This window comes from Kribbella koreensis (assembly GCF_039525325.1).
Taxonomy (GTDB): Bacteria; Actinomycetota; Actinomycetes; order Propionibacteriales; family Kribbellaceae; genus Kribbella; species Kribbella koreensis.
This window is the reverse complement of the sequence record NZ_BAAAHK010000013.1, coordinates 1-26,351: the sequence shown is the minus strand read 5'-3', so window position 1 is coordinate 26,351 and position 26,351 is coordinate 1. Positions and strand designations below refer to the sequence as shown.

Annotated in this window: 23 protein-coding genes; 8 read left to right on the top strand and 15 right to left on the bottom strand. The window is 68.8% G+C overall.

Annotation, left to right across the window (positions count from 1 at the left end; genetic code table 11):
• Nucleotides 1-30: 30 nt before the first annotated feature.
• Genes ABD116_RS24230 through ABD116_RS24220 form a run of 3 tightly spaced genes read left to right on the top strand, consistent with a single transcriptional unit; the run spans nucleotide 31 to nucleotide 6,122 of the window.
• Nucleotides 31-1,221 (top strand): glycosyltransferase 87 family protein, encoded by a 1,191-nt coding sequence (locus ABD116_RS24230; protein WP_343974483.1) that lies wholly within the window; start codon nucleotides 31-33, stop codon nucleotides 1,219-1,221.
• The gene (locus tag ABD116_RS24225; protein WP_343974480.1) at nucleotides 1,218-2,399 is read left to right on the top strand and encodes a glycosyltransferase 87 family protein; all 1,182 of its coding nucleotides are present in this window, start codon (nucleotides 1,218-1,220) and stop codon (nucleotides 2,397-2,399) included. Before ABD116_RS24230 ends, ABD116_RS24225 begins: the two co-directional genes overlap by 4 nt.
• Before the next feature lie 42 nt (nucleotides 2,400-2,441).
• The gene (locus tag ABD116_RS24220) at nucleotides 2,442-6,122 is read left to right on the top strand and encodes a S8 family peptidase (RefSeq protein ID WP_343974477.1); all 3,681 of its coding nucleotides are present in this window, start codon (nucleotides 2,442-2,444) and stop codon (nucleotides 6,120-6,122) included.
• Between the two features lie 39 nt (nucleotides 6,123-6,161).
• Here the strand turns inward: ABD116_RS24220 and ABD116_RS24215 are convergent, their stop codons facing one another.
• From ABD116_RS24215 to dnaK, 5 genes are all read right to left on the bottom strand, one after another.
• The gene (locus ABD116_RS24215) at nucleotides 6,162-6,698 is read right to left on the bottom strand and encodes a GNAT family N-acetyltransferase (protein WP_343974474.1); all 537 of its coding nucleotides are present in this window, start codon (nucleotides 6,696-6,698) and stop codon (nucleotides 6,162-6,164) included.
• Between the two features lie 345 nt (nucleotides 6,699-7,043).
• Nucleotides 7,044-7,502 carry a heat shock protein transcriptional repressor HspR gene (locus tag ABD116_RS24210; RefSeq protein WP_343974472.1) on the bottom strand — a complete coding sequence of 153 codons (459 nt, stop codon included), beginning with the start codon at nucleotides 7,500-7,502 and terminating at the stop codon, nucleotides 7,044-7,046.
• Complete coding sequence (gene dnaJ / locus ABD116_RS24205) at nucleotides 7,502-8,680, bottom strand: molecular chaperone DnaJ (protein WP_343974469.1); 1,179 nt, start codon at nucleotides 8,678-8,680, stop codon at nucleotides 7,502-7,504. The genes ABD116_RS24210 and dnaJ overlap by 1 nt, the downstream gene beginning before the upstream one ends.
• A 29-nt stretch (nucleotides 8,681-8,709) precedes the next feature.
• Entirely contained in the window at nucleotides 8,710-9,399 is a 690-nt protein-coding gene (gene grpE, locus ABD116_RS24200) for a nucleotide exchange factor GrpE (RefSeq protein ID WP_343974467.1), read from the bottom strand.
• Nucleotides 9,396-11,264, bottom strand: a complete 1,869-nt coding sequence (gene dnaK / locus ABD116_RS24195) for a molecular chaperone DnaK (RefSeq protein WP_343974464.1) — start codon at nucleotides 11,262-11,264, stop codon at nucleotides 9,396-9,398. Before dnaK ends, grpE begins: the two co-directional genes overlap by 4 nt.
• 230 nt (nucleotides 11,265-11,494) lie before the next feature.
• Here dnaK and ABD116_RS24190 point away from each other — a divergent pair, with 230 nt between their 5' ends.
• A complete protein-coding gene (locus tag ABD116_RS24190; protein ID WP_343974461.1) occupies nucleotides 11,495-11,980 on the top strand; it encodes a GNAT family N-acetyltransferase in 486 nt (161 codons plus the stop codon).
• Here the strand turns inward: ABD116_RS24190 and ABD116_RS24185 are convergent.
• The gene (locus ABD116_RS24185) at nucleotides 11,977-12,378 is read right to left on the bottom strand and encodes a phosphoribosyltransferase family protein (RefSeq protein WP_343974459.1); all 402 of its coding nucleotides are present in this window, start codon (nucleotides 12,376-12,378) and stop codon (nucleotides 11,977-11,979) included. The two genes, ABD116_RS24190 and ABD116_RS24185, sit on opposite strands and share 4 nt — an antisense overlap.
• 346 nt (nucleotides 12,379-12,724) lie before the next feature.
• On the opposite strand from ABD116_RS24185, the gene ABD116_RS24180 reads away from it, so the two are divergent.
• Complete coding sequence (locus ABD116_RS24180; RefSeq protein ID WP_343974457.1) at nucleotides 12,725-13,648, top strand: DUF559 domain-containing protein; 924 nt, start codon at nucleotides 12,725-12,727, stop codon at nucleotides 13,646-13,648.
• 18 nt (nucleotides 13,649-13,666) lie between these two features.
• On the opposite strand, the gene hutI is transcribed toward ABD116_RS24180, so the two are convergent.
• The 9 genes from hutI to hutH all read right to left on the bottom strand — a co-directional run bounded on the left by hutI (nucleotide 13,667) and on the right by hutH (nucleotide 24,147).
• A complete protein-coding gene (gene hutI / locus ABD116_RS24175; protein WP_343974455.1) occupies nucleotides 13,667-14,830 on the bottom strand; it encodes an imidazolonepropionase in 1,164 nt (387 codons plus the stop codon).
• Complete coding sequence (locus tag ABD116_RS24170) at nucleotides 14,827-16,137, bottom strand: formimidoylglutamate deiminase (RefSeq protein ID WP_343974453.1); 1,311 nt, start codon at nucleotides 16,135-16,137, stop codon at nucleotides 14,827-14,829. Before ABD116_RS24170 ends, hutI begins: the two co-directional genes overlap by 4 nt.
• Complete coding sequence (locus ABD116_RS24165) at nucleotides 16,134-17,402, bottom strand: allantoate amidohydrolase (protein WP_343974451.1); 1,269 nt, start codon at nucleotides 17,400-17,402, stop codon at nucleotides 16,134-16,136. The genes ABD116_RS24170 and ABD116_RS24165 overlap by 4 nt, the downstream gene beginning before the upstream one ends.
• A 72-nt stretch (nucleotides 17,403-17,474) precedes the next feature.
• A complete protein-coding gene (locus ABD116_RS24160; RefSeq protein ID WP_343974449.1) occupies nucleotides 17,475-18,404 on the bottom strand; it encodes an ABC transporter substrate-binding protein in 930 nt (309 codons plus the stop codon).
• 73 nt (nucleotides 18,405-18,477) lie between these two features.
• Nucleotides 18,478-19,128, bottom strand: a complete 651-nt coding sequence (locus tag ABD116_RS24155; RefSeq protein ID WP_343974446.1) for an ABC transporter permease — start codon at nucleotides 19,126-19,128, stop codon at nucleotides 18,478-18,480.
• A 1-nt stretch (nucleotide 19,129) separates the two neighbouring features.
• The gene (locus tag ABD116_RS24150) at nucleotides 19,130-19,783 is read right to left on the bottom strand and encodes an ABC transporter permease (RefSeq protein ID WP_343974443.1); all 654 of its coding nucleotides are present in this window, start codon (nucleotides 19,781-19,783) and stop codon (nucleotides 19,130-19,132) included.
• Nucleotides 19,780-20,781: an ABC transporter ATP-binding protein gene (locus tag ABD116_RS24145; protein ID WP_343974440.1), complete on the bottom strand. Its 1,002-nt coding sequence runs from the start codon at nucleotides 20,779-20,781 to the stop codon at nucleotides 19,780-19,782. Before ABD116_RS24145 ends, ABD116_RS24150 begins: the two co-directional genes overlap by 4 nt.
• Before the next feature lie 141 nt (nucleotides 20,782-20,922).
• Entirely contained in the window at nucleotides 20,923-22,578 is a 1,656-nt protein-coding gene (hutU, locus tag ABD116_RS24140; protein WP_343974438.1) for a urocanate hydratase, read from the bottom strand.
• 15 nt (nucleotides 22,579-22,593) lie between these two features.
• Entirely contained in the window at nucleotides 22,594-24,147 is a 1,554-nt protein-coding gene (hutH, locus tag ABD116_RS24135) for a histidine ammonia-lyase (protein ID WP_343974435.1), read from the bottom strand.
• Nucleotides 24,148-24,322: 175 nt separating this feature from the next.
• Here hutH and ABD116_RS24130 point away from each other — a divergent pair, with 175 nt between their 5' ends.
• From ABD116_RS24130 to ABD116_RS24120, 3 genes are read left to right on the top strand one after another with little or no spacing between them, the layout of a single operon-like run.
• The gene (locus tag ABD116_RS24130) at nucleotides 24,323-25,306 is read left to right on the top strand and encodes a GNAT family N-acetyltransferase (protein WP_343974432.1); all 984 of its coding nucleotides are present in this window, start codon (nucleotides 24,323-24,325) and stop codon (nucleotides 25,304-25,306) included.
• Nucleotides 25,303-25,494 (top strand): hypothetical protein, encoded by a 192-nt coding sequence (locus tag ABD116_RS24125; RefSeq protein WP_343974430.1) that lies wholly within the window; start codon nucleotides 25,303-25,305, stop codon nucleotides 25,492-25,494. Before ABD116_RS24130 ends, ABD116_RS24125 begins: the two co-directional genes overlap by 4 nt.
• Before the next feature lie 24 nt (nucleotides 25,495-25,518).
• A complete protein-coding gene (locus ABD116_RS24120; protein ID WP_343974427.1) occupies nucleotides 25,519-26,277 on the top strand; it encodes an IclR family transcriptional regulator in 759 nt (252 codons plus the stop codon).
• The last annotated feature ends 74 nt before the right edge of the window (nucleotides 26,278-26,351 follow it).

Below are 26,351 nucleotides of genomic sequence, written 5' to 3'. Positions count from 1 at the left end.
GGGTGGGGTCCGGCCGCGAGGCTCGAGAACATGACCACAAGTCCCGTTCTCGAGCCGGTGAAGACCCGGAAGCTGCTGCCCTACTTCGCCTTGGCGGCGATCGCCGTCGTCGCCCTCTGTGTGGCGCTCTGGCCCCCGTCGTCGTCGATGTCCGACCTGCGCGTGTACTACGCGGCAGCCAAGGGCTTCGCCGACGGCGAGGACATCTACACGATCCACCACAAGTACCCGGGGATGGGCCTCGGCTTCACGTATCCACCGTTCGCGGCGATGATCATGGTTCCGCTGGCGATCGGCGAGCACTTCGCCCGGCTGCTGATGACCACGCTGTCGGCCGTCTCGCTGCTGACGATCGCCTTCGTCACCGTCCGTACGGTCCGGCCGCTCTGGTCCCGGGACCGCGCCCTCGTCGCCGGGCTGAGCTTCGCGGCACTGGGCCTGCTGCTCGAGCCGGTGCGGTCGACCTTCGGGATGGGGCAGATCAACCTGGTCCTACTGGCCCTGCTGCTGGTCGATCTGCTCGGCTACACGCCGCGGCGGCTCCGCGGCGTACTGGTCGGCGTTGCCACCGGCATCAAGTTGACGCCTGGCATCTTCATCGTGTTTCTGCTGGTCACCAAGCGCTTCCGTGAGGCAGCCGTCGCCACAGCCGCTACCGCCGGCACCCTGCTGCTCGGCTACGTGGTGATGCCCGGCCCGACAGTGGACTTCTGGACCCGCTACATCTTCGACCCGGGCCGCCCGGGCCCAGCGCACTACATCAGCAACCAGTCGATCCGTGGCGCGATCGCCCGGATCACCCAGGGCTCGACCATGACCGCTCCACTTTGGTTGCTCGGTGCAATGATCATCGGTACCGCCGGACTGCTGATCGCCCGTCGCCTGTACGCCGCCGGCCGACCGCTGGACGCGGTGGTGGCGACCGGATTCACCGGGTTGCTCGTCTCGCCGATCTCCTGGTCGAACCACTGGGTCTGGGCCCTCCCGGCCGTCGCCATGGTGTGGTCGTGGGCTGCTCGTAGTACGGCGATGAAGGTGTTCGCTGGCGCCTGGACCGTCGTGTTCCTGATCGGACTGCCGTGGCTGGCGCCGTGGGCGCATGACCAGGAGTTCCACCACACCTTCCCGCAGGCGCTGGTCGGCAACTCGTACGCGATCGCCGCAATCGCCTTGCTGGTAACGGGTCTGCTCACTACATCCAACCAGAAAGAGCTCGTATGAGGACGCTGTACGACGGCCTGCTGCGCCGGCGCCTGCAACTCCTGGTGCTAGTGGTCATCCTCACCCCACTGCTCTACTTCAGCTGGTCGGGCAACGTCGATCTGAATGTCTACCGGACCGGCGGCTACGCGTACCTGCACGACATCAGCCTCTACTCGGAAGGATTCGGGCAGCTCGTCCCCTGGGTCGCGCTCCCCTTCACCTATCCGCCGATCGCAGCTGTGCTCTTCGTCCCGCTGCATCTGCTGCCGATGCCGCTGGCCGACCTGACGATGTGCGTTGGCAGCGCGGCCGGCCTGACGGCGACCATGCTGGTGATCGCCTACCGGCTCCGGGGGTGGAACAAGCACGCCATCACCCTCGGTTTGGCGGCTACCGTCGCGGCGTTCGCCTTCGAACCGATCCGGTCGACGATCGGCTTCGGCCAGATCAACCTCATGCTGATGGCGCTGGTGGCGCTGGACTGCCTGCTGCCCCAGACCCGCTGGCCCCGCGGCGCGCTCGTCGGCCTCGCGGCGGCGATCAAGCTCACGCCGGCCGTCTTCGTCGTCTATTTCCTGGTACGCCGCCAGTACCGCGAAGCGGCCGTCGCGATGGCGACCTTCGTCGGCGTCGGCGTGCTGGGATTCGCCCTCGCCCCGACCGACTCCGCGAAGTACTGGTTCGGCGTACTACTCGACCCGGACCGGATCGGCGGCGCAACCTACGCCTTCAACCAGAACTACCAGGCGCTCCTGAGCCGCGTGATGGCCGACGGCGCGCTCCGCTCACTCCTATGGCTCGGGCTGGTCGCGGCAACCGGCGTACTGGCCGCCGTAGTCGCCCGCCGAGCCCGCACCTCAGGCGACGACGTCCTAGCCCTCCTAGCAATAGCCACCTGGGGCCTCCTGTCCTCCCCCGTCAGCTGGTCCCACCACTGGGTCTGGATAGTCCCCGCCGCCCTCTACTTCCTCTGCACCCGCCACTGGTGGATGCTCACAGCAACAATCGTCTTCGCCATCGGCCCTCACCAACTCCTGGACCCCGAAGGCCGCCACTGGTCCTGGCCAGAACAATTCCTGGGCGACAGCTACGCCGTCCTAGCCCTTGCCTTCCTCGCAACCGCTGCCCTTTCAGGCACCTTCCACCCCCGATTCCCAGTAGACGAACCAACCCCCATCCCCCAACGTCAGTCCTGAAGGCGGGACCCACCCGCCCTCAACAACTCGGGGGAGTTCCACATGCGATCAACCAAACCGATGGCGGCGCTGCTGTCCGCAGCACTGCTGACCGCAGGCGTTGGCGCCGCCGCAGGCGCAACAGCAGGCACCGCTCAGCGCACCGCTGCCGGCCCGCTCTCTGATCCGCCCGGTGGGTGGGAGGTGGGGACGCAGGCGGGGGGTGTGCATCGGCAGTTGACTTTGGTTACGGGCGATCGGGTAGACGTGGAGGTCCGGGCGGGGGTGCCCGAACGGGTGAGGTTTCTGCCGGGGGCGGGCAGTGGGTCGGTTAGTTCTGCGGGTGGGCATTTGTTTGCTGTGCCAGCCGGTGCTCGGGAGGCGATTGCTTCGGGGCGGTTGGATCGGCGGTTGTTCGATGTGACGACGTTGCTGGCTGAGTTGGGGGATGACAGCAAGTCGGCGTCGATTCCGGTGATCGTGGAGTACAGCGGGGATCAGGCCAAGGCACGGCGGGCAGGCACGTTGTTGCCCTCGCTCGGTGCTCGGGCGGAGAAGGTGCGCAGAGGGTCGGCTCGGGACTTCTGGAAGTCGGTTGACGAGACGAGCGCTGTTCGCCGGGTTTCGTTGGATCGGAAGGTGACGGCGGCGCTGGACTGGAGCGTGCCGCAGATCGGCGTACCGGCTGCGTGGAAGCGTGGGCTGACCGGCAAGGGGGTGAAGGTTGCCGTGTTGGACACCGGCATCGACGCAACCCACCCGGACCTGCGCGGCAAAGTCGTCAAGGCCAAGAACTTCTCCGCCGCGGACAACGTGACCGACCACTACGGCCACGGCACCCACGTCGCCGGCACGATCGCCGGCAGCGGTGCCGCATCCAAGGGCAAGTACCGTGGCGTCGCACCGGACGCCACGCTCCTGAACGGGAAAGTCCTCGACGACGGTGGCGACGGCAGCGAGTCGACCATCATCGCCGGGATGGAATGGGCCGTCGCGCAAGGCGCCGACATCGTCAACATGAGCCTCGGGACCCAGGACGAGAGCAACGGCACCGACCCGGTCTCCCGCACGCTCGACGCGCTGAGCAAGAAGTCCGGCGCCCTCTTCGTCGTCTCGGCCGGCAACTGCGAAGGCAAGAACCAGATCGCCGCCCCAGGTGCCGCCGCCCGGGCTCTGACCGTCGCCAACCTGATGCGCAACGGCGAACTCGAGGAGACCTCCTGCCACGGCCCGCGCGCCGACCGCGCGACCAAGCCCGACATCAGCGCCCCAGGCACCGACATCGTGGCGCCGCTCGCAGCAGGCGCAGACATCGGCTCTCCCGTCGGCCAGTACTACACCTCCCTGACCGGTACGTCGATGGCCTCACCCCACGTCGCCGGCACGGCCGCCCTCCTAGCCCAACAGCACAAGGACTGGAACGCCACCCGCCTCAAAGCCCGCCTGATCTCCACGGCCGACCCGCTCCCCAAAGGCCCGGTCGACAACGAAGGCGCCGGACGTGTGGACGCCGACCAGGCCACGGACAACAGCGTCACCGTCGACACCGGCGAACTCGAGTTCGGCACCACCCTCTGGCCACACCCGACACCCAAGCCCGTCAGCCGAGCCCTCACCTACCAGAACTCGACCAAGACAGCCGTGACGCTCAAGCTGACCACCCCGCTCGACGCAGGCGACACCGCAAAGCCTCCGAGGTTGAGCGCGACGCAGGTCGTAGTACCGGCCGGCGGCAACGCGTCTGTCACGGTGACGACCGATCCCGGCGAGGGCAAGGTCGGGCGGCACACCGGGCGCGTGATCGCGACTCCGGCGACGGGCGATCCGCTCGTCACGACGTACGGGTGGTTCCTCGAGCCGGAGATGTACGACGTGACGGTGCGCGGCTACTACAGCAACGGCAAGCCGGCCGACGGCGAATTGCTCTTCGTCACCAGACCCGATGGCGGGCCGGTCGACACGTTCGACGGTCTGGGCGGGCCGGAGATGTTCAACGGCATCGCCAAGATGCGGATCGCGCCAGGGACGTACTCGGTCTCGTCCACCTTCTTCCAGCCCGCGACGGACTCCGCGCCGGACACGTTCACCGTCGTCGCGTTGCCGCAGGTCAAGGTCGCCAAGACGACGCAGTTGACGCTCGATGCGCGCAAGGCGGTGGATGCGGGCGTCTCGCTGGACAGCAGGGTCCAGCCGCCGGCCGGGCGGACGACGCTCGCGTACTACCGGCTCGATCGGTTCGGGAAGCTGAGTGGGTTCGAGGAGGTGTCGAGCAGTGGCGGTCCGGTGCGGACTCTCGCAGTACCGACAGGGCCGGTATCGATCGGCAAGCTGGAGTTCAGCGCCGGGACGCGGCTGGAAACACCGGCGTACAAGCTCTTCCTCGGCCGCGCGAGCCTGCCGGTCGGCGAACTGCCGGGTGGGCCGCGGGTTGCCGGAAGCAAGCAGTTGGTCGTCGTAAAAGAGCTGGCTCACGCGGCCGGCAAGCTGGCGCTGATCGCCGCCGATCCGGAGGACGCGGATCTGGACGCGCTCGCGCTGGAGGCCCAGCAGGCCAAGGCCGCCGGTGTCCTGTTCTACAACCCGTCAGAGCCAGGATTGTCGACCAACCCGACGGCGCTGACCACCACCGGCGTGAAGATTCCGGTACTCCGTACGTCGCGCGCCGTCGCCGACCTGCTGGCCAAGAAGCCCGGCCAGGTGGTCCGCCTCGACGGAACCATCTCCTCCCCGATCGTCTACGACCTTCTGAAGGCCTGGCCGGACCGGATCCCAGCCGATCCCCGGTATGCCGCCAAGGTCGCCGAGCTGGCGCGGATCCAGGAGACGTACGGCGCGCAGACCAAGGCCACACGCCTGGCGGAGACCCGGGTGGGGTACACCCCGCTGGGCGAGGCGCACGGGCTCGATACCCGGCCGCTCGGGGTCGGACCGGTCAATCGGATCGCCTATGTGACCGCCGGTGAATGGGAGCAGCGAATCGAATCGGCTGAAGGCGACAACTCCGCCTTCTGGCGCAGTGGCGTGCATCGCTATCGTGCGGGCGAAAGTCAGTCGATCCGATGGGGCAGCCCGGTGATCAACTCGGGCCTCCCGGCCAAGACGTCGAAGTGGCCGTCCGACGCCGGGGTCAAGCGAACCGGCGGCAATCTGGTGATCGGTCTCGCGGGCTTCACCCAGGGATCGGATCACTACGAAGAGCCGGGTGGCATACCGGACGGAACCTATGCGGTGGCCCTGCAGCGTGACGGCAAGACGCTGGTGAAGGCGGATGAGCTGGTCATCAATGGGCCGGTACCGGAGGCCCCGGGCAGCTACCGGCTGACCCTGGACGCCAGGCGGACGTGGACGAAGTACTCGCCCCGGGTCCAGTCGATCTGGGACTTCAGGTCGCGCGGAGGTGCCGCGGAGGCGATGCCGCTCGTGCTCGCGGACCTCAACCTGCCGCAGGCGAACGCCTTCGGCCAGGTGCGGGTCGGCACGGCGGTGAAGGTGACGCTGAACCTCCGCCAGCAGACCGGCGCCCCGACGGCTGCGTTCACCCGGGTGAGGGTGTGGCAGTCCTACGACGGCAAGACCTGGACACCGGTACTCGTGACGAAAACGCCAACCGGCAGTTACGTTGCCACGAGCAACCATCCTGTCGCGCACGCCGGTGGCACGGTCGACCTCAGGCTCGACGCGACCGACGCCGCGGGCGGCCGGCTGCAGCAGACGATCACCAAGGCGTACGGGCTGACCCGGTGACGGCGAAGGGCGGTCCCTTGTGCAGGGACCGCCCTCTCGTCAGTCTTTGAACTCGGAAGCCCGGATCCGGTAGACCTGCAGGTTCAGGTCGTAGTACTTGTCGGTCTCGCCGACCCACTCCATCCCGAGTCGTTTGGCGGTCGCGATGGCGCGCTTGTTGTTCGGCCGGGCCACCGCGTACAGCTCGTCGGTCGCGCCCTCGTCGAACGCCCACGTCATCAGCGCCCGGCTCGCCTCGCTGGCGTACCCGTTGCCCCAGGCGCTCGGCCGCAACTGCCAGCCGATCTCCAGGTCCTCCTCGTACGGCGGGAGCAGCCGGATCAGCAGCCCGCCGACCACCTCGCCGTCGTCCTTGCGGGTCACCGCCCAGCGGCCGGCCGGTACGACGAAGTTCGGCTGGGCCTCGATCCAGGCCTGCAGGATGACTCGCATCGTGGCGGCATCGGTGACCTTGTCGATCGCCGGCGACAACCACTGAGCCACATCGGCCGAGCCGTAGATCTCCAGCGCGGCGTCGGCATCGTCTTCTTCCCAGTCCCGGATCAGCAACCGGTCGGTCTGCAAGGTGAGCGTCACCCAGCCAGCGTAGGCGGTGTTCGTTAACGGAGTATGAGGAAGCCCCCGGACCTGGGTCCCGGGTCCGGGGGCTCGGGCCGGGGCCGTCTGGGGGAGGACAGCCGCCGGCCGCGGCCGGAGTCGTCTCGGGGGGAGAGACCGACTCCGGCGGGGGCCGGAGAACACCTGAGGGGATCGGGTGTCTCCGGGCGCCGGCAGCTTCTGGGGGAAGAAGCCACCGGCCGAAGCCGGGCGCCCCGCGGGGGTAGAAGCGCCCGGAAGTCTGTCGCCGGAAGCCCCATGTGGGGCTGCCGGACGTTTGGCTGCTCCCTCCGGGAGCCTCGTTGCGGAGGCTCCCGGAGAGGGTCAGCGTTGGCCCAGTTCGAGGGGCTGGGTGCGGATCCAGCGGGTGGTGGTCTGCTGGCGGCCCATGGCGATCACGTCGCCGGCCGGTCCCGCCGAGAAGACCCGGCTGCGCTGGGTCTGCTGGCGGGAGACGCCGACGCCGCGCTGGACCTCGGCGAGGAGCTGGTTCACCCGGTAGCGCAGGCCCTCCACCTCCGACTGGAGGTCGAGGATGTGCCGGATCCCCGCCAGGTTCACCCCCTCCTCCTGCGACAGGTGCTGCACGTACCGGAGCTTGGCCACGTCGTACGCCGAGTAGCGCCGCCCGCGCCCACTCGCCCGGCTCGGCGTCACGAGCCCGAGCCGGTCGTACTGCCGCAGCGTCTGCGGGTGCATGCCGGCCAACTGCGCGGCCACCGAGATCACGTAGATCGGGGTGCGGTCGTCCCAGGTCGGCACCTGGTTGAACGGGATGCCCATCAGGAACTCCCGAACAACCCGGCGCGCAGATCCGGTTGTGCCGACGCGGTGTTGAACTCCTGCAGCTTCGTGCGCTGCTCGTCGGTCAACTCGTGCGGCACCTGCACCTCGATGGTCAGCAACAGGTCACCCTTCGACCCGTCCCGGCGGACCGAGCCCTTGCCGCGAACACGCAACTTGCTGCCGTTCGCCGTACCAGCAGGGATCCGGACCGTGACCGGCAGGCCGTCGAGCGTCGGGACCTTGATCTCGGCGCCCAGCGCGGCCTCGGTGAAGCTCACCGGCACCGCCAGGGTCAGGTGCTCACCCTGCCGGCCGAAGATCCGGTGTGGCTTGACGTGCACGCTCACGTAGAGATCCCCTGCGGGTCCCCCACGCTCGCCTGCGGCGCCCTTGCCCTTGAGCCGGATCCGCTGACCGTCCTGCACGCCCGCCGGGATGCGGACCTGCATGGTCTTGCTCGACTGGCCGCGGCCGGAGCCGTGGCAGGTCTCGCAGGGCTGGTCGACGACCAGGCCGCGACCCTTGCACTCGGTGCACGGCTCGGTCATCGCGAAGACGCCACCCTGGACCGAGGTCTGCATGCCCGTGCCTTCGCACTTCAGGCAGACCTTCGGCACCGTGCCGTACTTCGCCCCGGTGCCGCGGCACGTCTTGCAGGGCTCGTCGCTGGTCATCCGGAGTGCGACGGTGACACCGTTGACGGCCTCGGCGAACTCGATCGTCGCCTCGGTCTCGATGTCGGCGCCACGCCGCGGGCGGGCCGTCGAGGTGGTGGTCGTCGTGCGGCCACCACCACCGAACATGCCGCCGAGGATGTCGCCGAGACCACCGCCACCGCCACCAGCCTGGCCGCCCCGGTTGAACAGGTCGCCGACGTCGAAGCCGAATCCCTGTCCACCCTGCGCCCCGCCACTGCCCGGCATCCGGAAGCCACCACTGCCGAACAGCCGGCGGGCCTCGTCGTACTCCTTGCGCTTCTTGGCGTCCCCGACGACGTCGTACGCCTCGGAGACCTCCTTGAACTTGGCCTCGGCCGACGCGTCCCCGGCGTTGGAGTCCGGGTGGTACTTGCGCGCCAGCTTGCGGTAGGACTTCTTGATCTCGTCCTGCTCAGCCGTCTTGGAGACGCCGAGAACCTTGTAGAAGTCCTTCTCCAACCAGTCTTTCGTACTCATCGACGCCCCACCTCCTCGGGGAGAATCCCTTACTCCGTTGGCTTGTCGGCCTCGTCAGCATCGGCCTGCTCGGCCGGGAGCTGCTCGGTCGGTTCGGAGACCGCGACCCGGGCCGCGCGCAGGATACGCTCGCCGAGGCGGTACCCCGGTTGCATCACCAGCGTCGCGGTCGGACCGTCGACCTCGTCGGAATAGTTGTGCAGCAGGGCCTCGTGGATCCGCGGGTCGAAGGTGTCCCCGACCTCGCCGAACTTGGTCAGCCCCAGCTTCTCGGTGACACGCTCGACCGACTCGGCGACCGCCTTGAAGGCGCCTTCGAGCTCACCCGCCTCGCGGGCCCGGCCGATGTCGTCCAGGGTCTGCAGCAGCTCGGTCAGCACCGACCCGATGACCAGCTCGCGGTTCGTCTCCCGGTCCCGGTCGACCCGGCGCTTGTAGTTCACGTACTCCGCCTGCAGTCGCTGCAGGTCGGCCGTACGCTCGGCGAGCGCCTCGGTCAACAGGGCCTCCTGGGCGGACGGTCCGGCGATCAGGTCGGACGGATCACGCGGCGGCTGGGCGCCCGGCGTACCGGGCATCCCTGCTGCCGCGCCACCCGCGGGGGCGGCTGATTGCTCAGCCGGCTCCCGCAGGTTGCCCGTCTCCGGGTCGATCCGGCGCTTGTCCCGGACGACGGGTTCACCGTCGCCGAACTCGCTGCCTGGGTCGCGATCGGTCACTTGTCGTCCTCAGGCTTCTTGTCCTGCGGACGCTCGTCGTCGACGATCTCGGCGTCGACGACACCGTCGTCGTCGTTGCTCGAGCTGTCGTCGGCAGCCGACGCGTTGTCGTCCGATCCACCGGCGGCCTGAGCGTTCGCGTACATCGCGGCACCCATCTTCTGGCTGGACTGGGCGAGCTTCTCCGACGCCGCCTTGATCGCGTCGTCGTCGGTGCCCTCGAGCGCCTTCTTCAGCTCCGCGACGCCGTCCTTGACCTCGGTCTTGACGTCGTCGGGGATCTTGTCCTCGTTCTCCTGCAGGAACTTCTCGGTCTGGTAGACCAAGCCCTCCGCCTGGTTGCGGGACTCGACCGCCTCGCGGCGCTTGCGGTCCTCCTCGGCGTACTGCTCGGCGTCGCGGACCATCTGGTCGATGTCGGTCTTCGGCAGCGCGGAGCCACCGGTCACCGTCATCCGCTGCTCCTTGCCGGTGGCCAGGTCCTTGGCGTTGACGTGCACGATGCCGTTCGCGTCGATGTCGAAGGTGACCTCGATCTGCGGCACGTTGCGCGGCGCCGGCGGCAGGCCGGTCAGCTCGAAGTTGCCGAGCGACTTGTTGTCGCGGGCCATCTCGCGCTCGCCCTGGTAGACCTGGATCATCACCGACGGCTGGTTGTCCTCGGCGGTGGTGAAGATCTCCGAGCCCTTGGTCGGGATCGTCGTGTTCCGCTCGATGATCTTGGTGAAGACGCCGCCCTTGGTCTCGATGCCCAGGCTCAGCGGGGTCACGTCGAGCAGCAGGACGTCCTTGACCTCACCCTTCAGCACACCGGCCTGCAGGCTGGCGCCGACGGCGACGACCTCGTCCGGGTTGACGCCCTTGTTCGGGTCCTTGCCACCGGTCAGTTCCTTGACCAGCTCGGCCACCGCGGGCATCCGGGTGGAGCCACCGACGAGGATGACGTGGTCGACCTTCGACACGTCCACGCCGGCGTCCTTGATGACGGCCTTGAACGGCGCGCGGGCGCGCTCGAGCAGGTCGTTGGTGAGCTTCTGGAACTCCGCCCGGGAGAGCTTCTCCTCCAGGTGCAGCGGGCCGGAGTCGGTCAGGCTCAGGTACGGGAGGTGGATGCTCGTCTCGGCGGCGCTGGACAGCTCGATCTTGGCCTTCTCAGCGGCCTCCTGCAGACGCTGCATGGCCATCTTGTCGCCGGACAGGTCGGTGCCGTTCTTGTTCTTGAACTGGGTCACCAGCCACTGGACGATCCGCTGGTCCCAGTCGTCACCACCGAGGTGGTTGTCACCGCTGGTGGCCTTCACCTCGAAGACGCCGTCACCGATCTCCAGCAGCGACACGTCGAAGGTGCCGCCACCGAGGTCGAAGACCAGGATGGTCTGCTCGGTGCCCTTGTCCAGGCCGTACGCCAGCGCGGCCGCGGTGGGCTCGTTGACGATCCGGTGCACGTTCAGACCGGCGATCTCGCCGGCCTCCTTGGTCGCCTGGCGCTGCGCGTCGGAGAAGTAGGCCGGCACGGTGATGACCGCGTCCGTGACCTGCTCCCCGAGGTACGCCTCGGCGTCCCGCTTCAGCTTCTGCAGCACGAAGGCGCTGATCTGCTGCGGGGTGAACTTCTTGCCGTCGATCGAGACGTTCCAGTCCTCGCCCATGTGACGCTTGACGGACCGGATGGTGCGGTCGACGTTCGTGGTGGCCTGGCGCTTGGCCACCTCGCCGACCAGGACCTCGCCGTTCTTGGCGAAGGCCACGACCGAGGGCGTCGTGCGCGCTCCCTCGGCGTTGGGGATGACGGTGGGCTCGCCACCTTCCAGTACGGCGATGACGGAGTTCGTCGTACCGAGATCGATACCGACCGCGCGGGCCATGTGTGTTACCTCCACGAAGTTGAGTGATACAGACTCAAGTTTGCCTCCCGGCCTGTCCGGATTCAAATCGGACCGGAGGTCCAGATCCGCAGACTTGAGTTCACCTGGCTCAACATTGCACCACTGCCGGTCCATTCCCAACCCCGGCCCTGGAATTTCAGGGTTCGGGCCCGGTAAGGCCCTGATCGGACCCCTGCCGCGGAAGGGTCTCCGCGTGGGAAGGTGTGCTCGTGAAACTCCGCCCCATGACGTCAGCCGACGAACCGGCCGTGCTCGCCCTGAACGCCGCCGCCGTCGAGCAGACGGACCCGCTGGGCCCCGACCGGCTGGACTGGCTCCGGCTGATCGCCGCCCACGCCGCCGTGGTGGAGATCGAGGGCGAGATCGCCGCCTTCGTCCTCACCTTCGCGCCCGGCTCCGCCCACGACTCCCTCGACTTCCAGTGGTTCGTCAACACCTACGCCGACCGCTTCCTGCACCTCGACCGGATCGTCGTCGCCGAGGCGCACCGCCGGACCGGCATCGCCACCTCGGTCTACCGGGCCGTCGAACGCGCCGCCAAGCCCTTCGACCGCCTGGTCGGGCGGGTCCAGTCCGACCCGCCCGACGCCCCCTCCCTCGCCTTCCACGCCGCCCGCGGCTTCGTCGAGGTCGGCAAGCTCCGCCGCCCGAACGGCACCACCAGCGCCATGCTCTCCAAGGAGCTGGCGGACTAGAGGGTCCGTACGTCGAGCAGTGCCCTGATCGGCAGGTCATGGCGCAAACGGGGGTCCATCAACCCGTCCACGATGACCGCGGCGCCGATCCACTGCGCGCCGCAGTCATCGACCAACTGGCGCACCACCCGGGCGGTCGCGCCGGTATCGGCCCAGTCGTCGACCATCAGCACCCGGTCCCCGGCCCGCACCAACTCACGCCGGAACCCGAAGTCGACATGCCGATCCCGATAGTCCGGCCCGGTAGTCCGCAGTACCCACCGATCGCTGTCATGCGCCGGCCCACCGTTCTTCCGGACCTCCACAAACCCGACACCGAGCGCAGCCGCCGTGAGCGCCCCGACCAGCGACCCCCGAGACACCGGCCCCAAGACGACCGTCGGCTCCGTCTCGTACAAACGCCCCAGCGCCGGCCCTAGCTCCCGCAGCAACGCGGCATCACGCCACCACCCGGTGATGTCGGCGTAATTCCTTCACGTACCGCCGTCGGTCTGCCACCGAAAGGCGGACCGCAACCGCCACCCCAGCGCAACCTCGGCTTTCATCTGCTTGGCCATGCCTCCAGGGTGAGGGGTCGCTGGCGAGCGCGCACCGGGTTTTCCAACCGCCAGCCCATCAAACGACGCCTCCCGGTCGTTCCCCCCGCCTGCGGAGCCCCGACCCGGGCTCCTTTGATGGGCTGGCGGTCGCGGACCTGTGGACAACCCCCGACGCTCCGGGCCGAAATCGGCCACCATCTCCCCCATGGTGGTCTCCCCCACGGCGGTCGCCCAGGTCCTCGGGTCCGCGAACGGCCTGGCCACCTTCGCCGAACTGCGGGCCTCGGTGTCCGGCGACGCCATCCGGAAGGCTCTCGCGGCCGGCTCGATCCAGCGCCTCGCCAAGGGGGTGTATGCGCTACCACCGGTCAAGGACCCCGAGGCGGCGGCTCGTGCCCAGGGTGGGGTCGTGTCGCACTCGAGCGCGGCCGTCCTGCACGGATTCGACGTGCTCGAAGCGCCGACCACGGCACAGGTGACGGTCCCGCGAGGCCAACACCGACGGGCGAGCACGCTCGCTTGCGACCTGTACTGGGCGGACGACGTCCCCGCTTTCGACGGAAGGACCACCAAGCTGCGGACCGTCCTCGACTGCGCTCGCGCGCTGCCCTTCGCGGACGGGCTCTGCGTGGCCGACTCCGCGCTCCGCAAGGGTGCGATCCAGCGGGACCGACTCATGACGGCGGCCGCCGGGCTCGCGGGTCCGGGCAGCGCGCGGGTGAGGCGGGTGGCCGCGGCGGCCGACGGCCGGGCGGAGTCGCCACTGGAGTCCGTACTCCGGGCGAGGCTTCTCGAGGCCGGCTTCGACGAGTTCGTCCCGCAGTGGGTGGTACGGGACAAGACCTTCTCGGCCCGGATCGATCTCGCACAGCCGCGGCTGAAGCTCGCCTTGGAAGCTGACAGTTTCGCTCACCATGGCAGTCGGAGCGCCCTGACCCGGGACTGCCGGCGGCACGCCAATCTGACCATCCGGGGGTGGCGGCTGATCCGGTTCTCCTGGGAGGACGTGATGCTGGATCCGGGGTGGGTGGTGGACGTGGTCACGAAGGCCCTACAACCGCCAAGCCATCAATCGCCCACCGTAGTGACGCCGGTGCGGCTGACGGGAGGCGCCGCGGTGAGGGTTTGATGGGGTGGCGGTTGGGCCCTACCCCTCCCGCCCACCCACGAACGTCCGATGCACCAGCGGAACCCCCGGCCGGTAGGCGAGGTGGAGGTACGACGGGGCGTCGAGGACGGCGAGGTCCGCCCGTGCTCCGACGGTGAGGCGGCCGACGTCCGTACGCCGGAGCGCCGCGGCGCCGCCTGCGGTGGCGGACCAGAGGGCTTCGGCTGGGGTCATGTGCATTTCGCGGACGGCCAGGGCGATGCAGAAGGGCATGGAGGAGGAGTAGCCGGAGCCAGGGTTGCAGTCGGTGGCCAGGGCGATCGTCACGCCGGCTGCCAGGAGGCGTCGGGCGTCCGGGTACGGCGACCGAGTGGAGAACTCGATGGCGGGGAGGAGGCCGGCGACGACGCCGGCCGAGGCCAGGGCGTCGACGTCTGCGTCGGTCAGGTAGGTGCAGTGGTCGGCGGCAGCGGCACCGACCTCGCAGGCGACCTGTACGCCGGGTCCCTCGCCCAACTGATTGGCGTGGACACGGGCCGACAACCCCGCCGCCTGGCCGGCTCGCAGGATGGCGCGGGCCTGGTCGGCGTCGAAGGCGCCTCGCTCGACGAAGACGTCCACCCACTTGGCGTGCTTGGCCGCGGCCGTCAGCATCGGCCCGGTGACCAGGTCGACGTAGCCGGCCGGATCGTCGGCGAACTCCGGCGCCACCACATGCGCACCCAGGTACGTCGTCTCGTCGGTGAAGCCCGAGGCGATCGCCAAGGAGCGCGCCTCGTCGCCGACGGTCAGCCCGTAGCCCGACTTGATCTCCACCGTCGTCGTGCCCTGCCGGCGCATCTCGGCCACCAGGCGGCCGACGTTCGCCGTCAACTGCTCGTCGGCGGCGGCACGGGTCGCGGCGACCGTCGTACGGATGCCACCCGCGCTGTATGGCTGCCCGCTCATCCGCGCCGCGAACTCCTCGGCGCGATCCCCGGCGAAGACCAGGTGCGAATGCGAGTCGACGAAGCCCGGAATGACCGCACGGTCGCCGCAGTCCGTCGAACTGTCAGCCGCCGGCGCGGCCCGGCGCGAGCCGACCCAGGCGACCTTGCCGCCCTCGATCACCAGCGCTGCGTCGTGCAGTTCGCCGAGCGGCCCACCGTGCGCCGGGTCGTTGGTCACCAGCGAACCGATCCCGGTCACCAGCAGGGAGCTCATCGCGTCACCGCCTCGATCGAGGCGGCCAGTTCGGCACCGACCGCCAGCTTCACATGATTGCCTTCAGCCACAACCTGTACGCCGCCGGCCACCACATCGGTCACATCGGCGGCCGACGCGGCGAAGACCGCGGTCTCCACCGACCCACCGGTCCCCGCCGTCCGCACACTGTCCAGCCGCAACGCGACCAGATCCGCCCGGGCCCCGACCTCGATCACCCCGGCGTCGCCGAACCCGATCGACCGATGCCCCGCCACCGTCCCAGCAGCGAGCAACTCAGCCGCCGTCCAGTGCCCACGCTCCTGCGACGCCAGCCGCTCGTCGAGCTCGACGGCTCGCATCTCCTCGAAGAGATCGATCACCGCGTGACTGTCAGATCCCAACGTCAGCGGCGATCCCGCGTCCCGCAATGCCACCGACGGACCGATGCCGTCGGCAAGATCCCGCTCGGTCGTCGGACAGAAACACGAGTACGTCCCGGTACTCCCGAGCAACCCGATATCCACCGGCGTCAGGTGCGTCGCATGCACCGCACTCGTCCGCGGCCCGAGGAACCCGGACTCGTCCAGGAGTTGCGTAGGAGTCCGCCCGTACGCTGCCAGGCAAGCCTGGTTCTCCGCGACCTGCTCGGACAGATGCACATGCAAAGGGGCCTTGGGCAACGCATCGGCGACGGCCGTGAGCTGATCGTCCGGCACCCCACGGACCGAGTGCGCCGCCGCTCCGATCACCACGTCGTCCGCCCCACGCAGGTCGCGGACCCGAGCAGCCCAGCCCGCCGCATCCCCATCACTGAAGCGTTTCTGCACGTCATTCAGCGGCTGATCGATGCCCCCGGCCACATAACACGTGTCCAGCAAGGCGATCCGCAGCCCGACATCCTGTGCCGCCGCGATCAACGCAGCACCCATCGCGTTCGGTTCGTCGTACCGCTGCCCGCCCGGTCCGTGATGGAGATAGTGAAACTCCCCGACCGACGTGATCCCGGCCAGCACCATCTCGCCGTAGACCGCTCGCGCCAACCGGTAGTAGCTGTCCGGCGTGAGCACCGACGCCACGGAGTACATCTGCTCGCGCCAGGTCCAGAACGTCCCGCGCTCGGTCTGCGTGCGACCGCGCAGCGCCCGGTGGAAGGCGTGACTGTGACAGTTCGCCAGCCCCGGAATCACCAACCCAGCAAGCCGTACAGCATCACCAGACTCAGCTCCGACCTCGACCGACGTGAACCGGCCGTCAGCGACGGTAACCAGCACAGACGACGCGAGCCCCGTTGGCAGCAAGGCTTGTGCGCACCAGTAAGCAGTCACTGGGCAAGCTCTTTCAACACCGTCGCCAGCGCCTCGACCCCGGCCAGACAGTCGTCCATCTCGGCATGTTCGGCCGGCGAGTGCGAGATGCCGGTCGGGTTCCGCACGAAGAGCATCGCCGTCGGGATCCCCGCATCGGAGAACACCCCGGCGTCATGCCCGGCCCCCGTCGGCAACACCGGCGCATCATCCAGTACTGCGCTCAGCCGATCCCGCAACCCAGGCTGGAAATCCACGACCGGCGAGACCGACTCCGGCACCATCTCGACCGCGGTCCCGTCCCGCTCAGCCCGTTCGGTCGCCTGCCTGGTGATTGCTGCCAGCAACGACTCCAGCACCTCCGCCGATGCGGCCCGGGCATCCAGCCACGCGGTCACCTGCGACGGTACTGCGTTGGTCCCGTTCGGCTCGACAGCAAGCCTGCCGAACGTAGCCCGCGCACCCGCCAGCCGCGCCTGCTTGTTCGCCGCCAGGGCTGTCATGGCATACGTCAGCATCGGGTCGTGCCGGTCCTCCATCAGCGTCGTACCGGCGTGGTTGGCCTCACCGGTGAAGGTGAACCGGAACCGCCCGTGGGGCCAGATCGAGCTCGCCACCCCCACCGGCGCTGTCAGCGCCCGCCCTTGCTCCACATGCAATTCGACGAACGTCCCCATCCGCGACAACAACGACGACGGCCCCACCCGATCCAGGTCGGCACCGTTGTCTCTCAGCGCGTCGGCCAGCGAGACACCCGTACGGTCCTGCAGCGCGAAGGCCTTCTCGGGCGTCAGCACTCCGGTGGCGATCCGGGACCCGAGACACGGCATCCCGAAGCGTGACCCCTCTTCTTCCACGAAGGCACCGACGCCGATCGGCACCGACGGCACGAATCCCTCCGCCCGCAGTCGATCGACCGCCGAGAGCGCCGACACCACGCCGAGCGGCCCGTCGAAGGCCCCACCGTCGATGACGGAGTCGAGGTGGCTGCCAGTCACCACCCCTGGAAGCCGAGCCCCGTGGGCGGCGCCGACTCCCCGCCCCCCGCCGAAGCCCGCTCCGCCCGACCCCGCTCCGGCGGCGCTTTCGCCGGGTTCCCACCAGGCGACCAGGTTGCCGATGCCGTCGGATTCGATTGCCAGGCCGCGCTGTGCGCACTGGTCGCGGAACCAGGCGGTCGCCTCCCGCTCGGTCGGGGTCCAGCCGCCGCGGTGGTAGCCGCCGGTCGAGGGGTCCTTGCCGATCGCGGCAAGGTCGGCCCACAGCTGCTCGAACGACTCGGTCACGCGCACTCCTCCATCGATCACGACATGGCAAGGGGTCGCCGGGAACCTGTCCCGGCGACCCCCAGCGTTACTTCAGGACAGCGGGTTCTTGCTCAGCCAGTCGGTGGCGACCGCCTTCGCGGCCTCCTTGCCGACGTCGATCCGCTTGACCAGCTCGGTCAGCGCCTCGGTGGTGAGCTTGGCCGACACCTTGTTCAGCACGTCGCTGATGTTGGCGCCGTTGTGGTCGGTCCGGATCAGCGGAACGATGTTGTTCGGCGGCAGGATGTTCTCCGGGTCCTCCAGCTGGACCCAGCCGTTGTCCGCGATCACCGACTGGGTGGTGAAGAAGTTCGACAGCTGGATCTGGTTGGTCTGCAGGGCCTTGGTGCTCAGCGGGCCGCCGGCGTCCAGCGTCTTGTACTCCTTGAACTCGACGCCGTACTTCTCCTTCAGCCCCTTCAGCCCGGCCTCGCGGACCTTGAACTCCGAGCTGCCGCCGGCCACCATCTCCTTGGAGTGCGCCTTCAGGTCCGACAGCGACTTCAGGTTGTACTTGGCCGCGGTCTCCTTGTTGACCACGATGGTGTCCTCGTCGGCGGCCGGCGACTTGTCCAGCACCTCGAGGCCGGCCGGCAGCGCCGCCTTCAGCGCGTTGTACGCCGCGTCGTCCTCGGTCTCGGTGGCGCCCTTCTTGAAGTAGTCCAGCGCCGCGCCGGTGTACTCCGGAAGCAGGTGCACCGAACCGTCCTTGATGGCCGCCATGTAGGTCTCGCGGTTTCCGATGTTCTGCTGGTACTTCACGTCGACGCCCTTGGCCGCGAGGGCCTGGCCGTAGATCTCGGCCAGCAGCTGGCTCTCGGAGAAGTCGGCAGACCCGACGGTGATGCTCTTCACCTCGCTCGGCGCCGGTGAGGTACCCCCGTCGCCGCTGGACAGCGGATCGCCCCCACCCCCACAGGCAGCCAGACCGAGGACCGCGACCCCGGCAATCGCAGTACGGATGAGTGTGTTTCTCAACACGGGAGCCTCCAGGATTTCGATGGGTACCGGCGAACGCCGCCGGTGTTCGGTGTCGAGGGATGGGTTCCGGCCATCAGTCGACCCGTAGACCTTTGGAAACGGTGATCCGGCCGGCCAGCGCGAACAGCAGGTCGAGCAGGATCGCCAGCAGCGCCACCAGCAGCGCGCCGCTGAACATCTGCGGGAAGTCGCGCAGCTTCAGCCCGTCCACGACGTACCGGCCCAGCCCGCCGAGCGAGACGAGCGCGGCGATGGTCGCGGTGGACACGATCTGCAAGGTGGCCGCGCGCAGACCGGAGATGATCAGCGGCATCGCGATCGGGATCTCCACCTTGGTCAGGATCTCCCGGCCGGTCATCCCCATCCCCCGCGCCGCGTCGATCGTGGCCGGATCGACACCGGACAGCCCGGCGTACGTCGAGGTCAGGATCGGCGGGATACCGAGCGCGACCAGCGCGATCAGTACCGGCAGGAAGCCGATCTGGTTGGTCAGCAGCACCGCGATCATCAGCAGCCCGAGGCTGGGCAGCGCGCGGGCGGCGTTGCCGATGTTGATCGCCAGGAACGCGCCGCGCCGGGTGTGCCCGATCCGCAGGCCGATCGGCAAGGCGATCAGCGCGGACAGACCGAGGGCGGCGAAGGTGTACCAGATGTGCTGGATGATCCGGGCCGTGATGCCTTCCGGACCGGACCAGTTGTACGAGTCGAAGAGGTACTCGAGCATCTCAGGCCTCCTGCACCGAGGTGACAACGCGGGCCCAGGGGGTCAGCACACGTTGCAGGGTGACGATCAGCAGGTCGGCCAGCAGCGCGAGTAGCAGGGACAGCACCACGCCGACCACGACCGGGGTGAGGAAGTCCTTCTGGAAGCCCAGCGTGAACAGCTCGCCGAGACCGCCGATACCGATCACCGCGCCGACGCTGACCATCGAGATGTTGGCGACCGTGACGACCCGCAGGCCGGCGAAGATCACCGGTACGGCGATCGGCAGGTCGATCGTCAGCAGTCGCCGGGCCGGGCCGTACCCGACCGCGATGGCGGCCTGCCGGACCTCTGGTGGCACCGAGCGCAGACCGTCGATCACGTTGCGGATCAGCAGCGAGACTGCGTAGATGGTCAGCGCGATGATGATGTTGATCCGGTCCAGCACCCGGGTCCCCAAGATCACCGGCAGCACGATGAACAACGCGATCGAGGGCAGCGAGTAGAGCACGCCGCCGAGCGCGATCAGCGGGTTGGCCAGCCAGGAGAACCGGGTCGCCACGTAGCCGAGCGGGATCGCGATGATCAGCCCGAAGATCACCGGCAGGATCGCCAGGTAGATGTGCTCGCTGAGCTGCTCCCAGATCAGCGAGAGGTTGTCGCCGATCCAGGTCATGACCGCAGCGCTCCGGCGAGGATGTTGTGGTCGACGATGCCGATCGCCTTGCCGGTCTCGTCGACGCAGACGCCCTGCTGGGTCGGCGAGGTCAGCAACGAGTCGAGCGCGGCCCGCATCGAGTCCGACTTGGTGAACACCGGGCCGACCGGGAGCAGGTCCGCGGCGCCGTTGCGCCAGCCCATCGGGCGGCCGGCCTCGTCGAGTACCAGCTCGGCCGGCAGCGGGCCGAACTCGAGCTCGCTGATCTGCAAGAACGTAAGGGCCCGGTAACCGCGGTCCTGGCCGACGAAGCTCTCCACGAAGGGATCCGCGGGGTTGGCGAGCAGCTCCGACGGTGGCGCGAACTGGGCCAGCTTGCCGCCGACCTGGAGCACCGCGACGTTGTCACCGAGCTTGATCGCCTCGTCGATGTCGTGCGTGACGAACACGATCGTCTTGCCGATGTCGCGTTGCAGGCGGAGCAGTTCCTCCTGCAACTGGTGCCGCACGATCGGGTCGACGGCGCTGAACGGCTCGTCCATCAACATGATCTTGGGATCGGCCGCGAGTGCGCGGGCGACGCCGACTCGTTGCTGCTGGCCACCGGACAGCTGGGCCGGATACCGCTCGGCCAGCTTGAGATCGAGGCCGACCCGCTCCAGCAGCTCCATCGCCGTGGCCCGGGCCTTCTTCCTGTCCCAGCCCAGCAACAGCGGCACGGTCGCGACGTTGTCGACGACCTTCTTGTGCGGGAACAGCCCCGCATGCTGGATCACGTAGCCGATCCCGCGCCGCAGGGTGACCGGATCGCCGGCGTTGATGTCCTCGCCGTCGATCGAGATCGTCCCGCTGCTGCGCTCGATCGTCCGGTTGATCATCCGCAACGAGGTGGTCTTGCCACAGCCCGAAGGTCCGACGAACACGGTGATCTCGTTGCTCGGGATCCGCATGCTCAGCTTGTCCACGGCCACGGTGCCGTCGGGATACTGCTTGGTGACGTCTTCGAACTCGATCATGGCGCCCCTTCGCGCTCGTCGGAGATCGCCCGAACGATCCTAGGGGAACGAGAGCCCGCGAACACGGTATTCCCGGGTATCTCGCCCCTCAAGAATGTGCACCTTAGCGCTATGGATTGCCTCGGTCGCACAGTGCAGCGATCAGCTCTCCCGCATCGGGATCCTGACGCCTCGTTCGGCTGCTATTTCTTCTGCTCGTTCGTACCCGGCATCGACATGCCGAATCACACCCATGGCGGGATCGTTGCTCAGTACCCGCTCGAGTTTCTGCCGGGCCAGGTCGGTGCCGTCGGCAACTGATACCTGGCCGGCGTGGATGGAGCGGCCCATCCCGACGCCGCCGCCGTGATGGATGGAGACCCAGGAGGCGCCGCTGGCGACGTTGACCATCGCGTTCAGCAGCGGCCAGTCGGCGATCGCGTCCGAGCCGTCCAGCATGCCTTCGGTCTCCCGGTACGGCGAGGCGACGCTGCCGGTGTCGAGGTGGTCGCGGCCGATCACGATCGGCGCCTCCAGCTCACCCGACGCGACCATGTCGTTGAACCGTACGCCGGCCTTGTCCCGCTCGCCCTGGCCGAGCCAGCAGATCCGGGCCGGCAGCCCCTGGAAGGCCACCCGCTCCTGCGCCATCTTGATCCACCGGGTCAGGTGCTCGTTGTCCGGGAAGAGCTCGAGGATCGCCTGGTCGGTCTTGTGAATGTCCTTGGGGTTCCCGGACAGAGCGGCCCACCGGAACGGGCCCTTGCCCTCGCAGAACAACGGCCGGATGTACGCCGGTACGAAGCCAGGGAACTCGAAAGCCCGCTCGTACCCGGCCTTCCGCGCCTCGTCCCGGATCGAGTTGCCGTAGTCGAACACCTCGGCGCCCGCGTCCTGGAAGCCGACCATCGCCGCGACGTGCCGGGCCATCGAGGCCTGCGCCCGCTCGGTGAAACCGGCCGGGTCCTTCTCGCGAGCGGTCGCCCAGTCGTCGAAGTCCACGCCCACCGGCAGGTACATCAGCGGGTCGTGCGCCGACGTCTGGTCGGTGACGATGTCGATCGGGGCGCCCAGCTCGAGCAGCTCCGGCACGATCACCGCGGCGTTGCCCAGCAGACCGATCGAGAGCGGCTTGCGCGCCTTCTTGGCCTCTTCGGCCAGCCGCAGCGCGTCGCTCAGGTCCTTGGCCCGGACATCGAGATAGCGGTGCTCGATCCGGCGATCGATCCGGCTGCCGTCGACGTCGATGCAGATCGCGACGCCGTCGTTCATCGTGACGGCCAGCGGCTGCGCGCCGCCCATGCCGCCGAGGCCGGCGGTCAACGTGATGGTGCCTGCCAACGTACCGCCGAACTTCTTCGCGGCGACCGCGGCGAACGTCTCGTAGGTGCCCTGCAGGATGCCCTGGGTGCCGATGTAGATCCACGAGCCGGCCGTCATCTGGCCGTACATGGTCAGGCCCAGCGCCTCGAGCCGGCGGAACTCCTCCCAGTTGGCCCAGTCGCCGACCAGGTTGGAGTTCGCGATCAGCACCCGCGGCGCCCACTCGTGCGTCTGCATGACGCCGACCGGCTTGCCCGACTGCACCAGCATGGTCTCGTCGTTCTTCAGCGTGGTCAGCGTTCTGACCATCGCGTCGAAGGAGTTCCAGTTCCGCGCGGCCTTGCCGGTACCGCCGTAGACGACGAGTTCGTCGGGGTGCTCGGCGACCTCCGGGTCGAGGTTGTTCTGCAGCATCCGCAGCGCGGCTTCCTGCTGCCAGCCCTGGGCGGTGAGGGTGGTACCGCGGGCGGCGCGAACGGGACGTGGTCCGGACATGTGTGATCCAGCCTTTCAGAGCAGGGGGCCGGTGACGGCCTCGACAGCGGACAAGAAGGTGCCGTCAGCAACAAGCTGGACGGAGTGTTCGATCTCGGGAGCAAGGTGCCGGTCGGTGCCCGGACCCTGCACGTGCTCGCGCAGCTTGCTTCGTACTGCGGCCGACGCGGGCGACGGCTCGAGCGGCGCACGCAGGTCCAGCGCCCGTGCGGCCGTGAGGATCTCGATCGCCAGAACCCGTTGCAGGCCGTCGATGCTCTTGCGCAGCTTGCGGGCGGCGTGCCAGCCCATCGACACGTGGTCCTCTTGCATCGCGCTGCTCGGAATCGAGTCGACGCTGGCCGGTACTGCGAGCCGCTTCAGCTCCGACACGATCGCGGCCTGCGTGTACTGGGCGATCATGTGCCCGGAGTCGACGCCGGGATCGTCTGCCAGGAAGGCGTTCAGACCGTGGTTGCGGGCAACATCGAGGAAGCGGTCGGACCGTCGCTCGCTGATGCTGGCGACGTCGGCCACCGCGATCGCGAGGAAGTCGAGCACGTAGCCGACGGGCGCGCCGTGGAAGTTGCCGTTGGACTCGACGCGGCCGTCGGGTAGTACGACCGGGTTGTCGATCGCGGCGGACAGCTCGTAGCCGGCGACTGATGCGGCGTGGGTGGCCGTGGCGCGGGCGGCGCCGTGCACCTGGGGTGAACAGCGGAGTGAGTAGGCGTCCTGAACGCGGTTGCAGTCAGGGCCGCGGTGGCTTGCGACGATCCCGCTGTCGCTGAGTACTGCGCGCAGGTTGGCGGCCGAAGCGCCCTGCCCGGGGTGGGGGCGGAGTGCTTGCAGGTCTGCGGCGAACACGCGATCGGTGGCGAGCTGACCCTCCACGCTCATCGCGGCGGCGATGTCGGCCGTCTTGAGCAGCCGGTCGAGGTCGGCGAGCGCGAGCACCAGCATGCCGAGCATGCCGTCGGTGCCGTTGATCAGCGCGAGGCCTTCCTTCTCGGCGAGGACGACCGGCTCGAGGCCGTGTTCGGCCATCGCCTCGGCGGTGTCGCGCAGGTTGCCGTCGGCGTCGCGGACCTTGCCTTCACCCATGACTGCGAGGGCAACGTGGGAGAGCGGTGCGAGGTCGCCGGAACAGCCGAGGCTGCCGTACTCGTGCACGACCGGGGTCAGCTGAGCGTTCAGCAGACCGGCGTACGCCTGGGCGGTCTCGACCTTCACTCCGGTACGGCCGGTGGCGAGGGTGGAGAGTCGCAGGAGGGCGAGGGCGCGGATGACCTCGGTCTCGACCTCGGGGCCGGAGCCGGCCGCGTGCGACCGGATGAGGCTGCGCTGCAGCTGGGCGCGGAGCTCGGGCGCGATGTGTCGCGTCGCGAGAGCGCCGAAGCCGGTGGAGACGCCGTAGTGCGGGGTGTCCGCATGCGCGAGCGCCTCGATCGCCGCCCGGGACTTCGCGATCTCCTCGAGCGCCTGGTCGTCGATCCGCACAGGCGCCCGGTAGCGCGCCACCGCGACGACGTCCGCCGGACTGAGCGGCCCGACACCGACTGTCACTGCCTGGGATGTTTGGCTGTTCACCCGCCCATTGCACCGCGCTGCGGCCCCCGCGGATAGCACCGCCACCCACCCATCCGTCTCAGACCCGAGACATCTCGCGCAGCGGCAGATCTGGTGCCACCGCCACCGGGGAACCGGGGGCCGGGCCCCGCGCCGCTGGGACCGGGGCGGCCCTTGCGAGGATTAGGGTCGGGGGATGGGGTTCGAGGTTCGGGCGGCTACGCCTGAGGATGCGGTCGGGATTGCCGGGGTCTGGGCTGCGGCGATGCCGCACCTGGTGAAGACGGCTCGAGGCATCGAGGCGGAGCTCCGCACCGGAAGCTCGCGGATCGTGCTGATCGCGGTCGAGGACAGCGGCACGGTGGTCGGCTACGGCAACGTGTACCTGCCGGCCCCTGAAGACCTCGCACCACGGGTGCGGATCACCGTGCAGGTGTCACCTGCCAGCCGACGCCAGGGTATCGGCGGCGCGCTCGCCGATCAGATCAGCGCCGCAGCAGCCGCGGCGGGTGCCCACAAGCTCCTGATCGTGGTCAATGACGAGGACGACGCCAAGGAGTTCGCGATCCACCGCGGCTTCGAGATCGGGCGGCGGATGGCACACTCGCGCGCCGACCTCACCGCCGTACCGGAGCCGACGCGGGCGCCGGCCGAGCTTCGGCTCGTCGACTTCACCGACGTCGACCCGCGGCGCCTCTGGGAGGCGAACACAGCCGTCGGGGACGACGATCCGAGCGGGTTGTCGCACACCCCGGAGTACGACGAGTGGTTGGCCAGGGACTGGGGTCACCCGGATCTGCGCCGGGACCTGAGCATGGCGCTGCTCGCCGGCGACCAGGTCGTCTCGTTCGTGAGCACGACGGCGGACGAGGAGCGCCGCGTGATCTGGTCCAATCTGACCGGGACGGTTCCAGCGTACCGGGGGCGGGGGCTGGCGAAGGTGGTGAAGTCGGCCGCGCTCACACGGAGTCGCGACGCGGGGTTCGAGCAGGCGTTCACCGGGAACGACGCGGCCAACAAGCCGATGCTCGCGGTCAACGAGTGGCTCGGCTACCGGGTGGCTGCCGCCGCCTGGACGGCCGAGAAGACGCTCCAGCCGGTGGACCAGACGCCTGAGCCGGCGGAGCAGCCATCTGGACCCGCAGAGCAGACGTCCGAGCCGGTGGAGCAGCAGCGGTGACCCGGTTTCTGCTGTCGGTGGGCTTCTTCGGCGTGCTGTCCGTCGGGGTCGGGTTCCTGCTCTCGGGGGATGACTTCTTCGACTGGTGGACGGCGCTCGGGCTGTTCGCGCTGGCTCTGGTGGGCGAGGGCGTGCGGTTCCGGATCCGGCGCGGACGCACCGAAACCCGTCAATCGTCCGAAATCTGAGACGGGCGGGCTACTCTCACTGTTGTGAGCGGCAACGTTCCCGCCTCGACCCGCACTCTGCGGGTGCTGACGTTCCTGGCCACCCAGCCCGGACCGGTACCGATGGAGCGCATCGCCTCCGCGGTCGGACTGCCACGCTCTTCGACCTACCACTTGCTGAAAGCAATGATCAGCGAGGGATTCGTGGTGCACCTGCCGGAGGAGAAGCGGTACGGACTCGGCGTCGCAGCCTTCGAAATCGGCTCCGCGTACCTGCGCCACGACCCGCTCGAGCGCCTGGCCAGGCCGTTGCTGGCCCAACTCGTCGCCGAAGTCGGCCAGACCGCCCATCTGGGCGTCCTCCATGGGCGGGAACTCGTCTACCTCCTGAAGGAACAGCCCCCGCGGCCGGTCACCCTGGTCACCGACATCGGCGTACGCCTCCCTGCGACCCTGACCGCATCCGGCCGCGCTCTGCTCGCCGCCCTACCGCCGGCCCAGGTCCGCGCCCTGTTCCCCACTCCCGAGAGCTTCGTACGCCGTACTGACCACGGCCCGCAGACGTTGAGTCAGCTCCGACGGATCCTGGCCGACGAAAAGCGGCAGGGGTATGCGGTGGAGGACTCGCACATCACCCCTGGCGTCGCCTCGGTCGCGAGTGCGGCCGTGGACTATGCGGGGCATCCGGTGGCGGCGATCAGCATCAGCTTCCGCACGGATGCGGTCCCGGCCGGCGAACGGTTCCTGCTGGCCCGCCGGACCCGGCAGGCAGCGGACGCCCTCACCCGCCGGCTCAGCCACTGAAGAGGTCTGTAAAACACATTAAGGGCCACCCCTTGCGGGGTGGCCCTTAACAGTGTGAATGTCCGGCGACGTCC

Bases quoted from the DNA above. Each gene is read 5' to 3' on its own strand.
- ABD116_RS24225 (WP_343974480.1), top strand. From the start codon at position 1,218: ATGAGGACGCTGTACGACGGCCTGCTGCGCCGGCGCCTGCAACTCCTG.
- ABD116_RS24230 (WP_343974483.1), top strand. From the start codon at position 31: ATGACCACAAGTCCCGTTCTCGAGCCGGTGAAGACCCGGAAGCTGCTG.
- ABD116_RS24155 (WP_343974446.1), bottom strand. From the start codon at position 19,128: ATGCTCGAGTACCTCTTCGACTCGTACAACTGGTCCGGTCCGGAAGGC.
- ABD116_RS24210 (WP_343974472.1), bottom strand. From the start codon at position 7,502: ATGGGCATCCCGTTCAACCAGGTGCCGACCTGGGACGACCGCACCCCG.
- dnaJ (WP_343974469.1), bottom strand. From the start codon at position 8,680: ATGAGTACGAAAGACTGGTTGGAGAAGGACTTCTACAAGGTTCTCGGC.
- hutU (WP_343974438.1), bottom strand. From the start codon at position 22,578: ATGTCCGGACCACGTCCCGTTCGCGCCGCCCGCGGTACCACCCTCACC.
- ABD116_RS24145 (WP_343974440.1), bottom strand. From the start codon at position 20,781: ATGATCGAGTTCGAAGACGTCACCAAGCAGTATCCCGACGGCACCGTG.
- ABD116_RS24150 (WP_343974443.1), bottom strand. From the start codon at position 19,783: ATGACCTGGATCGGCGACAACCTCTCGCTGATCTGGGAGCAGCTCAGC.
- ABD116_RS24180 (WP_343974457.1), top strand. From the start codon at position 12,725: ATGGTGGTCTCCCCCACGGCGGTCGCCCAGGTCCTCGGGTCCGCGAAC.
- dnaK (WP_343974464.1), bottom strand. From the start codon at position 11,264: ATGGCCCGCGCGGTCGGTATCGATCTCGGTACGACGAACTCCGTCATC.
- hutI (WP_343974455.1), bottom strand. From the start codon at position 14,830: ATGAGCTCCCTGCTGGTGACCGGGATCGGTTCGCTGGTGACCAACGAC.
- ABD116_RS24130 (WP_343974432.1), top strand. From the start codon at position 24,323: ATGGGGTTCGAGGTTCGGGCGGCTACGCCTGAGGATGCGGTCGGGATT.
- ABD116_RS24220 (WP_343974477.1), top strand. From the start codon at position 2,442: ATGCGATCAACCAAACCGATGGCGGCGCTGCTGTCCGCAGCACTGCTG.